The 13,630-nt window shown below is 54.5% G+C and carries 14 protein-coding genes and 1 pseudogene; 7 read left to right on the top strand and 8 right to left on the bottom strand.

Features of this window, described 5'->3' with window-relative positions; translation table 11 throughout:
• Nucleotides 1-37: 37 nt before the first annotated feature.
• From slyD to kefG, 4 genes are all read right to left on the bottom strand, one after another.
• Entirely contained in the window at nucleotides 38-622 is a 585-nt protein-coding gene (gene slyD / locus AC2A1E_RS20175; protein ID WP_473189568.1) for a peptidylprolyl isomerase, read from the bottom strand.
• Between the two features lie 219 nt (nucleotides 623-841).
• Nucleotides 842-1,045 (bottom strand): YheV family putative zinc ribbon protein, encoded by a 204-nt coding sequence (locus tag AC2A1E_RS20170; protein WP_459402885.1) that lies wholly within the window; start codon nucleotides 1,043-1,045, stop codon nucleotides 842-844.
• A gap of 14 nt (nucleotides 1,046-1,059) precedes the next feature.
• Complete coding sequence (kefB, locus tag AC2A1E_RS20165) at nucleotides 1,060-2,871, bottom strand: glutathione-regulated potassium-efflux system protein KefB (protein WP_484385238.1); 1,812 nt, start codon at nucleotides 2,869-2,871, stop codon at nucleotides 1,060-1,062.
• A complete protein-coding gene (kefG, locus tag AC2A1E_RS20160; protein WP_484385242.1) occupies nucleotides 2,871-3,425 on the bottom strand; it encodes a glutathione-regulated potassium-efflux system ancillary protein KefG in 555 nt (184 codons plus the stop codon). The genes kefB and kefG overlap by 1 nt, the downstream gene beginning before the upstream one ends.
• A 142-nt stretch (nucleotides 3,426-3,567) precedes the next feature.
• Between kefG and AC2A1E_RS20155 the strand changes: the two genes are divergently transcribed.
• Entirely contained in the window at nucleotides 3,568-5,487 is a 1,920-nt protein-coding gene (locus AC2A1E_RS20155) for an ABC transporter ATP-binding protein (RefSeq protein WP_484385237.1), read from the top strand.
• A gap of 304 nt (nucleotides 5,488-5,791) precedes the next feature.
• Nucleotides 5,792-6,520, top strand: a complete 729-nt coding sequence (locus AC2A1E_RS20150; protein ID WP_484385236.1) for an ankyrin repeat domain-containing protein — start codon at nucleotides 5,792-5,794, stop codon at nucleotides 6,518-6,520.
• 222 nt (nucleotides 6,521-6,742) lie between these two features.
• On the opposite strand, the pseudogene AC2A1E_RS20145 reads toward AC2A1E_RS20150, so the two are convergent.
• From AC2A1E_RS20145 to AC2A1E_RS20135, 3 genes and pseudogenes are all read right to left on the bottom strand, one after another.
• Nucleotides 6,743-6,817, bottom strand: a pseudogene (locus tag AC2A1E_RS20145) (hypothetical protein); the annotation flags it as partial.
• Between the two features lie 49 nt (nucleotides 6,818-6,866).
• Complete coding sequence (locus AC2A1E_RS20140) at nucleotides 6,867-7,649, bottom strand: PhzF family phenazine biosynthesis protein (protein ID WP_484385235.1); 783 nt, start codon at nucleotides 7,647-7,649, stop codon at nucleotides 6,867-6,869.
• An 11-nt stretch (nucleotides 7,650-7,660) separates the two neighbouring features.
• Nucleotides 7,661-8,263, bottom strand: coding sequence for a LysE family translocator (locus AC2A1E_RS20135; RefSeq protein ID WP_484385234.1), 603 nt, complete (start codon nucleotides 8,261-8,263; stop codon nucleotides 7,661-7,663).
• 318 nt (nucleotides 8,264-8,581) lie between these two features.
• On the opposite strand from AC2A1E_RS20135, the gene AC2A1E_RS20130 reads away from it, so the two are divergent.
• A complete protein-coding gene (locus tag AC2A1E_RS20130; protein ID WP_484385233.1) occupies nucleotides 8,582-9,562 on the top strand; it encodes a hydrolase in 981 nt (326 codons plus the stop codon).
• Nucleotides 9,559-9,792 carry a YheU family protein gene (locus AC2A1E_RS20125; RefSeq protein ID WP_484385232.1) on the top strand — a complete coding sequence of 78 codons (234 nt, stop codon included), beginning with the start codon at nucleotides 9,559-9,561 and terminating at the stop codon, nucleotides 9,790-9,792. Before AC2A1E_RS20130 ends, AC2A1E_RS20125 begins: the two co-directional genes overlap by 4 nt.
• A gap of 74 nt (nucleotides 9,793-9,866) precedes the next feature.
• Here the strand turns inward: AC2A1E_RS20125 and AC2A1E_RS20120 are convergent, their stop codons facing one another.
• Complete coding sequence (locus tag AC2A1E_RS20120) at nucleotides 9,867-10,277, bottom strand: helix-turn-helix domain-containing protein (protein WP_484385231.1); 411 nt, start codon at nucleotides 10,275-10,277, stop codon at nucleotides 9,867-9,869.
• 71 nt (nucleotides 10,278-10,348) lie between these two features.
• Between AC2A1E_RS20120 and AC2A1E_RS20115 the strand changes: the two genes are divergently transcribed.
• From AC2A1E_RS20115 to AC2A1E_RS20105, 3 genes are all read left to right on the top strand, one after another.
• Complete coding sequence (locus AC2A1E_RS20115; protein WP_484385230.1) at nucleotides 10,349-11,551, top strand: MFS transporter; 1,203 nt, start codon at nucleotides 10,349-10,351, stop codon at nucleotides 11,549-11,551.
• Between the two features lie 136 nt (nucleotides 11,552-11,687).
• Nucleotides 11,688-12,557 (top strand): phosphoribulokinase, encoded by an 870-nt coding sequence (locus tag AC2A1E_RS20110; RefSeq protein WP_484385229.1) that lies wholly within the window; start codon nucleotides 11,688-11,690, stop codon nucleotides 12,555-12,557.
• Between the two features lie 163 nt (nucleotides 12,558-12,720).
• Nucleotides 12,721-13,629, top strand: a complete 909-nt coding sequence (locus AC2A1E_RS20105; protein ID WP_484385228.1) for a LysR substrate-binding domain-containing protein — start codon at nucleotides 12,721-12,723, stop codon at nucleotides 13,627-13,629.
• Nucleotide 13,630 lies beyond the last annotated feature (1 nt).

Raw genomic sequence — 13,630 nt, 5'->3', positions numbered from 1 at the left:
ACCGAAGCGACCTTTCTTTGCAGTGACGATGCCGGGATTAATGGCAGCCGCAACCACCGTTACCACCACAACCGCCTTTCTTACCATGGTCATGACCTTCATGGTCATGACCGTGACCACCGCAGCAACCGTCACCGTGTTCGTGGTGATGGTCATGTTCGCCATGCACGTGCCCGTGAGCCAGTTCTTCTTCAGTGGCTTCGCGGATCGCAACCACTTCTACATGGAAGTTCAGGTTCTGGCCAGCCAGCATATGGTTGCCATCAACCACCACGTGATCGCCATCCACTTCGGTGATCTCAACCGGGACCGGGCCCTGATCGGTATCAGCCAGGAAGCGCATGCCTACCTGCAGTTCGTCAACGCCCATAAAGACGTCTTTCGGCACGCGCTGCACCAGGTTTTCGTCATAGTCACCGTAAGCTTCGTTAGCGCCGACATGTACATCAAAACTATCGCCCGCATCGTGGCCTTCGAGTGCTTTTTCCAGACCTGCAATCAGAGAACCATGCCCATGCAGATAGTCCAGCGGTGCACTCACCGGAGACTCATCAACCAAAACACCGTCTTCTGTACGTACTTGGTAAGCCAGGCTGACCACCAAGTCTTTTGCTACTTTCATGATATCTCCTACCGTTGGAAACTAAATCGGTGAAGATTGTATAGGAAATCTGCACCGCTGTACCCTTCAGCATAAAAAATCACGGCAGATATACCCTAAATAATTCGAGTGGCATGAAGGCGGCGACGCATCGAATCCCCAAGAGCATAGATCACTATGTGACTGGGGTGAGCGAACGCAGTCAACACACCTGCAACTTGAAGTATGACGGGTATAACGTTACTCGGGGTGAAAAATACCAATCACCTGTTCCTGCGGACGAACGTGCTTTTCCACCTGCTGTTCGGTCTGGCGCTGATGGTGGCCACATTTGACGCACTCCACCGCTTCAACCTGATCTTCACGCCAGACCGCCAGCGTATCCATTGCGTTACAGCTTGGGCACACCGCCCCAGCGATAAATCTTTTACGTGTTGCAGACATCATTGCGCTCCAAGTTATTCGTGTTCATCCCAACCATCATACTGCCGTTTTTCTTTTTGCATTTCGCGATGGAACAGCTCTTCCAGTTCACGCCGGGCTTCCTTCACGCGGGAAATCTGCGCCACGTCGCCCTGGTGAGGCGGCATCAGCTCACGCAGCATTCGCATGTCCAAGCGGCGAAAATGCTGCTGCGCACGGTAAGCCTGATGCGGATGCATGCCGAGTTCCGTCAACGCTTTGCGCCCCAACTCCAAGGCGCTGGAGAAGGTTTCGCGGCTGAATTGCTTCACCCCAGCCTGTAACAGCTCATGCGCTTCCACACGGCCACGAGCGCGCGCCAACAGGGTGAGATTAGGGAAATGTTTCTGGCACAGATGAACAATCGCCATCGTGTCTTCCGGTTCATTACAGGTAATCACGATAGATTTGGCTTTCTCTGCCCCGGCAGCACGCAGCAGTTCCAGCTCCGTCGCATCACCGTAATAGACCTTATAGCCATAGCGGCGCAGCACACCCACCGCGCTAACATCGCGCTCCAGCACGGTGATGCGCATCTTGTTGGCCATCAGCAAACGGCCGATCACCTGACCAAAACGCCCGAAACCGACGATGATCACCTGCGGATTGTCATCTGCAACGTACGGTGCTTCTTCACCCTCATCTTTTCTGGCGTTGTAGCGGCGCACCAGAATGTGGTCAATAACCTGCATCAGCATCGGCGTAGTCATCATCGATATCGTCACCACCACCATCAACAACGCAAGTTGCTCGCTATCTAACACATGCAGGGCCGAGGCGGCAGAAAACAGCACGAAGGCAAATTCCCCCCCTTGGCTCAACACGCCGGCAAACTGCAGGCGGACCGAACTGCGTAAACCGAAAATACGCGCCAATCCATACAACACACCTGATTTCACCATAACCAACATCAGCACGCCCAGCAGCACTTCCGCCAGGTGGGTATACAGCACGCCAATATTAAGAACCATCCCCACCGAGATAAAGAACAGCCCAAGCAACAGCCCCTTGAACGGCTCAATAGCGATTTCCAGTTCGTGGCGATATTCGCTTTCGGCCAGCAATACACCGGCGATAAAGGTCCCGAGCGCCATGGAAAGGCCCAGCGTTTCCATGAACAGCGCCGCCCCCAGCACCACCAACAACGCTGCGGCAGTGAAGATTTCACGCACGCCAGAAGAGGCGATATAGCGGAACAACGGGCGCAGCAGAAAGCGGCCACCAATCAACATGCCGCCAAACGCCGCCACCTTAAGAGCGATTTCCGCCCAGTCATCGCTGGTGCCACCGCCACCGGCAAGAATCGGGATCAGAGCCAACGCGGGGATCACCGCCATATCCTGGAACAGCAGCACCGAGAACCCCAATTGCCCCCCTTCGTTGCGATTCATGCCTTTTTCACGCATCAGTTGCAGTGCCATCGCGGTGGAGGACATCGCCAGACCAATCCCGCCGATCACCGCTGCCTGCCAGGCAAAATGGCTGAAATACAGCAGCGCGCCCAATATCGCTGCGGTGAGCAACACCTGCCCGGCACCCACCCCGAAGATCGAACGGCGCAATTCCCACAGCTTGGACGGGTTCAACTCCAGCCCGATGATAAACATCAGAAATACTACGCCAAGCTCAGAGAAGTGCAGGATCTCAGCCACATCACGGATAAAACCTAATCCCCACGGGCCAATCGCGATACCGGCGATCAGATAGCCCAATACCGCACCGATCCCCAAACGGCGGGCAATGGGCACGGTCACTACGGCAGCGAACAGGAACAGCAATATCGCTGTCAATAAGGACGACCCCTCCATCACACTCTCCCTGTATGCGGTAACGGGTTACGCAGCCAATCACCGTAAGCGTTGGCATGACTTTTCAATACTTCGGGTTTTTGCCGACGTGCCCAATAGACAACCATCGGTGTCAACCAGTGCATATGGCACATGGCAGCAGTCAGCTCAAACGGGCGCAGAATATCTTCGATCGAATAACGGTTATAACCCTCGGTACGATAAGCACCTTCCGGTTCGCCGGTGGTGACCACTGAACGCCAGTATTTACCTGCCAGCGCATTACCGCCCACGCCGCTGGCAAAGCCGCGCGACAGTACGCGATCCAGCCACTCTTTCAGCAAGGCCGGGCAGCTATAAGTGTAGATAGGATGTTGAAAAACAATAACCTGATGTTCGCGCAGCAGTTGTTGTTCATGGTGGATATCAATAAAAAAATCGGGATAGTGCGCGTAGAGATCGTGCACGGTGACATGTTCCAACTGCTGTGCCGGTTGTAACAAAACCCGGTTTGCTACCGAGTCCTGGGATTCCGGATGGGCATACAGCAGCAAAACCTTAGGCGGCTGCGACATCATTCCCCTCCAAAGCGTCGTCAGGGTAGCGGATTTCCGTTACCATGCAGCGCAAAGACCAAAAAGGCTAATAATAGGACAGCAAGCGTCCTATTAACTTACAATCATCTCAATTTAACATACTCTGAACATACGGCGCTTTATGATTGTTTTCTCCTCGCTACAAATCCGACGCGGCACTCGCGTCCTGTTGGACAACGCCACGGCGACGGTTAATCCCGGTCAGAAAGTCGGCTTGGTGGGTAAAAACGGCTGTGGAAAATCCACGCTGCTGGCCATGCTGAAGGGCGAGCTCGCCGCAGACGGTGGCAGCTACACCTTCCCTGGCAACTGGGCGCTGGCCTGGGTGAATCAGGAAACGCCAGCGCTGGATGTCCCCGCTCTTGAGTATGTGATCGATGGTGACCGGGAGTTTCGTCAGCTCGAAGCCGAATTACAGTTGGCAAACGATGTCAATGACGGCCATGCCATTGCCACGCTGCACGGCAAGCTCGATGCCATCGATGCCTGGACCATCCGTTCCCGCGCCGCCAGCCTGCTGCACGGTTTGGGCTTCTCCAACGAACAGTTGCAAAGCCCAGTACGTGCCTTTTCGGGCGGCTGGCGCATGCGCCTTAACCTGGCGCAGGCCCTGGTTTGCCGCTCCGATCTGCTGCTGCTCGACGAGCCGACCAACCACCTGGATTTGGACGCTGTGATCTGGCTGGAACGCTGGCTGAAAAGCTATTCAGGCACCTTGGTGCTGATTTCGCATGACCGCGACTTCCTCGATCCGATCGTCGATAAAATTCTGCATATCGAAAATCAGACCATCAACGAATACACCGGTAACTACTCCTCGTTCGAGCGCCAACGCGTCACCAAGCTGGCACAACAGCAGTCGCTTTATCAGAGCCAGCAAGAGAAAGTGGCGCATCTGCAAAGCTACATTGATCGCTTCCGCGCCCAGGCCACCAAAGCCAAACAGGCGCAGAGCCGCATCAAAATGCTGGAACGCATGGAGCTGATTGCCCCGGCGCACGTCGATAACCCGTTCAGCTTCAGCTTCCGTCAGCCCGAAAGCCTGCCGAATCCGCTGCTGCGGATGGAAAAAATCAGCGCAGGTTATGGCGATAAAGTGATCCTGCAATCGATCAAGCTCAATCTGGTTCCCGGCTCACGCATTGGCCTGCTGGGGCGTAACGGCGCGGGTAAGTCGACGCTGATCAAGCTGCTGGCTGGCACGCTCGAACCGCTGAGCGGTGAAATTGGCTTGGCAAAAGGCATCAAGCTCGGGTATTTCGCCCAGCATCAGCTGGAATTCCTGCGCGCCGATGAATCACCGCTGCAACATCTGAGCCGCATTGCACCACGCGTGCTGGAACAGCAGTTGCGTGATTACCTCGGCGGCTTCGGCTTCCAGGGCGACAAAGTCACCGAAGTGACCGAGCGTTTTTCCGGTGGCGAAAAGGCACGGCTGGTACTGGCGTTGATCGTCTGGCAGCGCCCTAATCTGCTGCTGCTCGATGAACCGACCAACCACCTGGATCTGGATATGCGCCAGGCGCTGACCGAAGCGCTGATCGATTTCGAAGGCGCATTAGTGGTGGTTTCGCACGATCGCCACCTGCTGCGCTCCACCACGGACGATCTGTATCTGGTGCACGATGGCCAAGTGGAGCAATTCGCCGGGGACTTGGACGATTACCAGCAGTGGCTGAGTGATCTGCAAAAGCAGCAGGCCCAGCAGGATGCCACACCCAAACAGGATAACGGCAACAGCGCGCAGGCGCGTAAAGACCAAAAGCGCCGTGAAGCCGAATTCCGCACGCAAACCCAGCCGCTGCGCAAGCAGATCGCCAAGCTGGAACAGCAAATGGAAAAATTGGGGGCCGAATTGGCGGCGGTGGAAGAACAACTGGCAGACTCAGCGCTGTATGACATCAGCCGTAAAGCCGATTTGACCGAATGCCTGCAAAAGCAGAGCCAGGCTAAATCCGCGTTGGAAGAGACCGAAATGACCTGGCTGGACGCGCAAGAACAGCTGGAGAATCTGACTCAGGTATTTGAATCAGAGAGTTAGTCATCCCGTTACGTCAGTCACTGGGGTTCACCTTGCAGAGCAGGGTGAACCCATGATTTAAGTTGAGCCAACCCAATACCCCCGCAGACACGCTTAAATCCCCTCATAAAAACCCCACACCAAAACTTGCCGTGTATTCCCGTCGTACTTTAGGGGGTATACGAGTTGGATATTCCGCATATTTGACGTTTTACTGTACGTTTTTAATGCTCAATTTTTTTGAATATCATGCTCAATATAACTACTGGTGTTATCAGTGAAAATAGTCTAAAAACACTTTTTCATTCACCTCTGGGTAAATAACATGATGAAATTAACAAAAATAATATTTCTTGCCGGCATTGTCGCCGCGAGTTCTTTTAATTTATACGCCCAAGAAAATAAAGGAAATGTGGATTTATCAAAATTCAGATTTAGCTACGCAGAAATGCAGCAGATTGCCAACCCTAAGTTGCTATCACACCGTATTTTCTATGAAAAACCCTCTGTAGGCCCAGATGCCGCCTGGTTTGATGCGGTCAAGCAAGGCAATTTAGCCACGGTTAAAAAAATGGTCGAAGCGGGGCAAAATCTTGAGGCAAAAGATGAAGCTTCCTTAGGGCAAACCGCGTTAGGCTGGGCTGCGTTCATTGGTTATTTTGATATCGTTCAATATCTGACAGAACAAGGTGCTGATATTCGCGCCACCGATAGAGCCGATGTTTACAATACGGTTAAATCTGCCGTTATGGGTAACAATGTGGAGGTGGTTAAATATCTGCATGAGCGTTTAAAGAACGAAGTAGACTGGAACGCCAAAGAAAAAGATGGTGAAACACTATTTATGGTCGCCGCTGTGGATGGCAGACTAGACACCGTCAAATACATTCTGCAATTTAACCCAGATTTAAATGTCGTCGCGATAAACGAGAACCCTAAAATTAACGCCAGCCCTCTCAGCGGTGCCTGCGAACACGGCTTTACCGATGTGGCAAACCTGCTGATAGAAAAAGGGGCGATCAACCATAAAACAGGTAAATCAAGCTGCGATTAATGTATTCATACGTTGATCCACAAAGTAGCAACAAGCGCGCTTTGTGTGCGCCTCAGACGGCTGACAAAGCTGGTTATTAGGGGGAGCGTGCCGAAGGGGTCGTAACGGCGTAAGCCGTCGGAGTGCCCCTCGGTGCGCTAGACCCGGGTATCTCGGGCTAGAAGGCGACTTTGTCATCAACCTCAGGCGGGCATTGTGCCCGCCTGTACCGTTATCCTCCCAATAAAACGGCTTATCCCCCAAGATGGTCGCACGGTGCATGATGCGCCGCTGCGGCAGATAATCTGAATTGGCGTAAAAGGAATAAAAAAGTATTCTTCATTCCTTATGTGAATATAAATTCAGACTAGAGGTTAATTTCACCCCGCAGGAAAATACGTGCATAACCACCCAGCAGCGTGCGTTCTCCTTTCAGTTCGCAAAACAGCTCGCCGCCGCGCGATGAAATCTGTTTGGCATGCAGCACATGGCGGCCAAGGCGCGCCGTCCAGTAAGGCATCAGCGTGCAATGAGCGGAGCCGGTGACTGGATCTTCGCTGCGATCCAGCGAGAAATAGCGCGAGACAAAATCCACCTCATCGCCCGGTGCAGTGACAATCACACCACGGCCGAGCCGATCGATCAGCGCCGGAATATCCGGCAGCAATGCCCGCACCTGTGCTTCATTCTCCAGCACCACCATCATTGCCGTGGCCTGCCAAACTTCCAGCGGTTGAGCGCCCAGCAACGCCGCCAGTTGCGCAGGTTCAGCCACTTTCTGCGGCGGCCGGGATGGGAAATCCAGAATCAGGCGTTCGCGATCCCCAGCATCCCGTGTGACATGCAGTTCACCGCTGGCCGAGCGAAAGCGAATATCACGCAATGCCGGATTCACCACGCTTAACAGCACGTGTGCCGTTGCCAACGTGGCATGCCCGCACAGATCCACTTCCCGCGTAGGGGTGAACCAACGAATTGCGTGCATATCGCCATCTTCCCAAACAAAACTGGTTTCTGGCAGGAACAGCTCATTAGCGATAGCCTGCATCTGTGCGGTTTCTAGCGGATGTTTCAGCAGGCAGACGCCTGCCGGGTTGCCACGCAGGCCTGCGCCGATAAACGCATCAACATGGAAATAATTTTCGCTCATCCGTCTTTCCTCTAGTGCCAGATCAGTAACACACAGGCTGCGGTTAACAACCCCATGGAAACGTTAAAAATAACCCAGGCCTTCTTACTGCGTAGCAGGCGGCCAATCACCGTACCGAAACCCAGCCAAATCACCCCAGCCACCATATTCACCACGAACAGGCCAAAAGCGATCGCCAGGATGGAATGATTGTATTTTTCCCCTTCCAGGCTAAAGCTCGCTACCGCACCCAAGCCCATCAGCCAAGCCTTCGGGTTGAGGAACTGCAACAGCCAGCCTTGATACAGACGAATCGGCTTGGGCGGTGCCACATCGGTTTCCAGTTTTTCATAAGCGGCGGTGGCGACTTTCCACGCCAGCCACAGCAGATACAGGCTACCGAGGATTTTCAGGATCAGATGCAACGAAGGATAAATCAGGATCAGACCACCCACGCCAAACGCCACCAGCAGCATGATACTTTGCATGCCGAGCATAATGCCGATCATCAGCCACAACGAGCGCATAAAGCCGAAATTGGCCCCAGAAGTGGTGAGCAGCATGTTGTTTGGGCCAGGTGTAATTGCGGCAACCCACAGGAAGCCTAACATCGAAAGAAATAAACTCAGTTCCATGAAGCGGGTGCTCCTCACCCAAATGACTTTTTTGCAGTATGATTGTTCACATAGGGTATTGAAGCTATACCCTAAATAATTCGAGTTGCAGGAAGGCGGCAACGCAGCGAGTCCCCAGGAGCTTACTCAAGTAAGTGACTGGGGTGAGCGACAAATCTGCCTGGAGCAGATTTGAACGCTGCTTGCAGCGGCCCCGAAGGGGCGAGGCCCACGGATGGGCCGAGTAACAAAGCCAACGCACATGCAACTTGAAGTATGACGGGTATAACAGTGCGGTACTGATCACACAAGAGCCGCCAACAAGATTTTTATTCAACTATGCATGAATCCTTTCGCCCTTTGACCGGGGCCAGTAATCCACACCTACAAACCCTGCTGCCACGGCTGGTACGTCGCCATGTGTTGCTGAAGCCCCACTGGCAACGGCTGGAGTTGCCCGATGGCGATTTTGTCGATCTCGCCTGGAGTGAAGATCCGCAGCTAGCCCGCGACAAACCGCGCGTGGTGCTGTTCCACGGATTGGAGGGGAATTTCTACAGCCCTTACGCACACGGCCTGCTCAACGCCTGGCGCGAGAAAGGCTGGCTGGGCGTGGTGATGCATTTTCGTGGTTGCAGCGGCGTGCCCAACCGCAAGCACCGCATCTATCATTCCGGCGAAACCGAAGATGCCCGCTTCTTTCTGCGCTGGCTGCGTAGCAGCTTTGGCGAAGTGCCCACGGCGGCGGTGGGCGTTTCACTGGGCGGTAATATGCTGGCGTACTATCTGGCACAGCAAGGCAATGACAGCCTGCTGCAAGCGGCGGTAGTGGTATCGGCCCCGCTGATGCTGGAGCCTTGCTCCCTGCGCATGGAACAAGGTTTTTCACGCGTTTATCAACACTACCTGCTGGGCCAGTTGAAACAGAACGCCATGCGCAAACTGCTGTATTACCCCGGCACCTTGCCGCTGAATCTGCCGCAGTTGAACAACCTGCGCCGTATCCGTGAATTTGACGAGGTGATTACCTCGCGCTTGCACGGCTTCGACGGCGCGATCGATTATTATCGCCGTTGCAGCGCCCTGCCCCTGCTGCCGCAGATCACCACCCCCTTGCTGATCATCCACGCCAAGGACGATCCGTTCATGACCGACGAAGTGATCCCCGATCTCACCCAGCTACCCGCCAATATCGAATATCAACTGACTGAGTGTGGCGGCCACGTCGGCTTTGTCGGCGGCACTTTGAAAAAACCGCAAATGTGGTTGGAATACCGTATTCCAGCTTGGCTTTCCCCTTTTCTGGAATCGAAAACGTGATTATCCCTTGGCAAGAGCTGGAACCAGCAACCCTGAGCAGCCTGATCGAATCCTTCGTGCTGCGCGAAGGCACCGACTACGGTGAGCACGAACGCTCGCTGGAACAGAAGGTGGATGACGTACGCCGCCAGTTGAAAAGCGGCGAGATCGTGCTGGTGTGGTCGGAGCTGCACGAGACCATCAATATCATGCCACGCGGGCAGATCCGCGCAGGGCAGGAAGAGACGTAGCTGCCATTCTGCCGACACGGTTCTTCGCTATCTTGAAAGGCAGCGGGTCACGACGACAATCTCTAAGCGATCGCCTACTTTGCTTTGCTCTTTTGGCGACGGATTGCCGTCAGGAGTAAACGTCGGAATTTCGGACATTCAAGATGTGACGGAGCCGGGCAGTCGGCAACATGACGCAGAGCGTTTTTCAAGACCGTGAGATTGTCGATCTGGCGCTCTAACTCGTCTGCTTTGAGATGCAGGTTTGCGCGCGGTAGTTCCGGCAGGCCATCTTTGCCAAACATTGCCGAAATTTCGACCAGTGAGAAACCTGCGGACTTACCGAGCGCCACCAATGAGAGCCGCAGCAGGACATCCGTCTCAAACTGCCGCCGCAACCCATGCCGCCCGACGGATGCGATCAACCCTATTTCTTCGTAATAGCGCAATGTCGAAGGCGATAGGCCGGATTGTTGCACTACCTCGCCGATATCCAGAATTTTCATGCTTGACCTCAAGTTGACTTGAGTTTGTAAGATGCATCAACACACAAACTCTTGCAATAGGAATACAGAGCATGAAACAAGATCCGGCCCATCTCAAAACAGCCGTCTGGCGAGATCCAAGAGCCATCGCTCTTTTGATGGCGGCAAGTTTAACCGTGATGGCGAATGCAACGATCAGCCCTGCGCTGGCAGGGCTTGAGGCCGCCTTTTCAGACACCCCAAACGCGGGCATGTTGACGCGCCTGCTGGTGCCTGCCCCCTCCCTGAGCGTGGTGCTATGCGCCCCGCTGGCGGGTATTTTCGCTGACCGTTTTGGGCGACGCTGGATGCTGCTGGTCGGCGTGATCCTGTTCGTTATCACAGGTAGCGCCGGTCTCTATCTTCCAAGCCTGCCTGCGATTTTTGCCAGCCGCCTGGCGCTGGGCGTCGCCGTGGCGATCATCATGACAGCGGGAACGGCCCTGATCGGTGACTACTTCACCGACGGCCAACGCAGCGACTTTGTGGGATTACAGGTATCGGCACGAAACTTCGGCGGTTTTCTGTTTATCTCTCTGGCGGGATACGCGGCAGCCATCTCGCCCCGGCTGCCCTTCGCGATCTACGGCCTGGCGGCCCTTTTCCTGCCGCTGATGTGGGTGGCCATTACCGAGCCAGCCAGACCCACCCCACGCGCCAAAATATCCGGGGATAACGGGGCTCCCGCATGGAAACCTCTCGTTTTAGCGTTAGCGTGTTTGCAAATGATGACCAACATGATCTTCTTTGTTATGCCGACGCAGTTGCCCTTTTTCTTCAATGCACAAGGTGACAACAGCGCCGTGATGACCGGCTCGGCTTTGGGCGTATTAACGCTGACGGGTGGCTGTACAGCCTTGTTCTATGCCCGGATGAAACGTGCGATCGGCTTTTTTGGCAATTACGCCTTGGGCTATGCCATGATGGCCCTTGGGTTTACGCTCATCAGCACTGGGGGAACCCCCTGGCTCATCTTTGCCGGCACAGCGGCAATCGGTGCAGGTTATGCCACGGTTTCGCCGAATTTCGTCGCCATTGCGCTTGGCCTGGTGCCAGAACGGCGCAGAGGCTTCGCTGGGGGAGTCTTGACCACATCAATATTTCTTGGTCAGTTCCTTTCCCCTTTGTTCAGCACCCCGTTGATTTCCGCATTCGGATATGATGAAACATTTTCTAGCCTCTCGCTGCTTCTTGGTGCGATGGTCATCGTTGCAGGCATCGCCGGGGGCCGCAAATTCCTGCGCCCCTCTATTTGAAATTGGCCTTAATGGCAAACTGGGTATCTGCAACCGCAACAAATAGGGGTATATTTCGTCGAGGACGAATCGAAGTTTTCTATACTCGTCATGCAGCTTGAAGTCTACCTCGCACACTTAATGGAGTTTTCCGCTTATGTCTGCCAAACATCCCGTCATTGCGGTGACCGGCTCCAGCGGTGCCGGTACCACCACCACCAGCCTGGCGTTTCGCAAGATTTTCCAGCAGTTGAATATTCGCGCCGCCCAGTTGGAAGGGGACAGTTTCCATAACTTCACCCGGCCGGAAATGGATGCGGCTATCCGTAAGGCGCGCGATCTTGGCCGCCATATCAGCTATTTTGGCCCAGAAGCCAATAACTTCGGCCTGCTGGAACAAAGCTTTATCCAGTACGGCGAAAATGGCACTGGTCGCTCGCGCAAATATCTGCACACCTACGATGAAGCCGTACCCTACGATCAGGTACCGGGCACCTTCACGCCGTGGGAGCCGCTGCCAGCCCCCACCGATGTGTTGTTCTACGAAGGGCTGCACGGCGGCGTGGTTGCCGATAAGGTCGATGTCGCCAAGCATGTCGATCTGCTGGTGGGTGTGGTGCCGATCGTCAACCTGGAATGGATCCAGAAATTGGTCCGCGATACCGGCGAGCGCGGCCATTCGCGTGAAGCGGTGATGGACTCCGTCGTACGTTCGATGGAAGATTACATCAGCTACATCACACCGCAGTTCTCGCGTACCCATATCAACTTCCAACGGGTACCGACGGTCGATACCTCCAATCCGTTTGCCGCCAAAGCCATCCCCTCGCTGGATGAAAGCTTTGTGGTGATCCACTTCCGCGGCCTGGATCAGATTGATTACCCTTATCTGCTGGCCATGCTGCAAGGCTCGTTTATCTCGCACATCAATACGCTGGTGGTGCCGGGCGGCAAAATGGGGCTGGCGATGGAGCTGATCATGGCACCGTTGGTGCAACGGCTGCTCGAAGGCAAAAAAATCGAATAACTCTTTTGGGCGCGGCCAATCACCGCGCTTCCCCCTCTGTCATCCTGCACCAGCCACTCCCTCACCAACGACAAAAAATCATTAATGAATGATTTCTCATCGCCGATATTCCTTCTGTGGGCAAAGTGAAATTATCGTTTTAAGCGATGAAGGAGGGGCATAAATGCGCCAATTACCAAAGTTGCAGCAGCTAAAAGCCTTTCAGCAAGTGATACGCTGCGGCAGTATTCGTGGCGCTGCGCGCGCCTTGGCACAGTCTCAACCGGCGGTCAGCCGCTCTATCCAAGAACTGGAACAGACGCTGAAAACCCAGTTGATCGTGCGCAGCAGCAAGGGGATGACGCTGACCGAAACCGGCCATACTTTTGCTGTGCGAATGCAATTAGTGATTGAGGAATTACAGCGCGCCACCGAGGAGATCCAACAGTTGAACCAGCATTCGCAGGGCAGCGTGGCGATCGGTTGTTCCTCGCTACTGGCCGTGACGGTACTCCCAGAACTGGTCGATCTCTTCAAGGCCTCCGCCCCGCAGGCCAATCTGCTGATCCGTGAGGCACAGATCTCCACGCTGTTGCCAGCGTTGCACACGGGCCTGTTGGATTTGGCCATCGGCACGGTGATCCCGGACATGCCATTGCAAGACTTGATCTGTACCCCGCTGTTCAAAGCCCCGTTTTGCATTATTGCGCGCCGAGGACACCCTCTGGCACAGGCAACATCACTGGATCAACTGCACGGAGCCAAATGGCTGCTGCCAGAAACCGACATGGGTTATTACCAGCAACTGCAAACGGTGCTCGGCAGCTTTTATCAGCAATTAACCAATAAGCCCATTCGTTCAGATTCGGCGGTATGTGGATTGAATATGGTGTTGGAGGCGGATTATTTGACCATTGTTGCGCGGGCGATGAACACGCCTTTCCATTTGCAGCAAAAACTGGTGACGTTGCCGATCGACAACCTGCCGCAGGCGCAGTACTGTGTGCTGCACTTACAAAAATCGCCGCTAACCATCACGGCGCGGCGATTTCTGCATTTATTGAGCAACCACTGCCACAGTTACCGCTGGTAGC

Source organism: Serratia sp. HNCC26DJ206 (assembly GCF_057180605.1).
The sequence above is the reverse complement of the archived record's forward strand: the minus strand, read 5'-3'. Positions and strand labels throughout refer to the sequence as shown.

What these genes read in the sequence shown, in the direction of transcription:
- slyD (WP_473189568.1), bottom strand. Translation starts at nt 622, where the DNA reads ATGAAAGTAGCAAAAGACTTGGTGGTCAGCCTGGCTTACCAAGTACGT.
- AC2A1E_RS20170 (WP_459402885.1), bottom strand. Translation starts at nt 1,045, where the DNA reads ATGTCTGCAACACGTAAAAGATTTATCGCTGGGGCGGTGTGCCCAAGC.
- kefB (WP_484385238.1), bottom strand. Translation starts at nt 2,871, where the DNA reads ATGGAGGGGTCGTCCTTATTGACAGCGATATTGCTGTTCCTGTTCGCT.
- kefG (WP_484385242.1), bottom strand. Translation starts at nt 3,425, where the DNA reads ATGTCGCAGCCGCCTAAGGTTTTGCTGCTGTATGCCCATCCGGAATCC.
- AC2A1E_RS20155 (WP_484385237.1), top strand. Translation starts at nt 3,568, where the DNA reads ATGATTGTTTTCTCCTCGCTACAAATCCGACGCGGCACTCGCGTCCTG.
- AC2A1E_RS20150 (WP_484385236.1), top strand. Translation starts at nt 5,792, where the DNA reads ATGATGAAATTAACAAAAATAATATTTCTTGCCGGCATTGTCGCCGCG.
- AC2A1E_RS20140 (WP_484385235.1), bottom strand. Translation starts at nt 7,649, where the DNA reads ATGAGCGAAAATTATTTCCATGTTGATGCGTTTATCGGCGCAGGCCTG.
- AC2A1E_RS20135 (WP_484385234.1), bottom strand. Translation starts at nt 8,263, where the DNA reads ATGGAACTGAGTTTATTTCTTTCGATGTTAGGCTTCCTGTGGGTTGCC.
- AC2A1E_RS20130 (WP_484385233.1), top strand. Translation starts at nt 8,582, where the DNA reads ATGCATGAATCCTTTCGCCCTTTGACCGGGGCCAGTAATCCACACCTA.
- AC2A1E_RS20120 (WP_484385231.1), bottom strand. Translation starts at nt 10,277, where the DNA reads ATGAAAATTCTGGATATCGGCGAGGTAGTGCAACAATCCGGCCTATCG.
- AC2A1E_RS20115 (WP_484385230.1), top strand. Translation starts at nt 10,349, where the DNA reads ATGAAACAAGATCCGGCCCATCTCAAAACAGCCGTCTGGCGAGATCCA.
- AC2A1E_RS20110 (WP_484385229.1), top strand. Translation starts at nt 11,688, where the DNA reads ATGTCTGCCAAACATCCCGTCATTGCGGTGACCGGCTCCAGCGGTGCC.
- AC2A1E_RS20105 (WP_484385228.1), top strand. Translation starts at nt 12,721, where the DNA reads ATGCGCCAATTACCAAAGTTGCAGCAGCTAAAAGCCTTTCAGCAAGTG.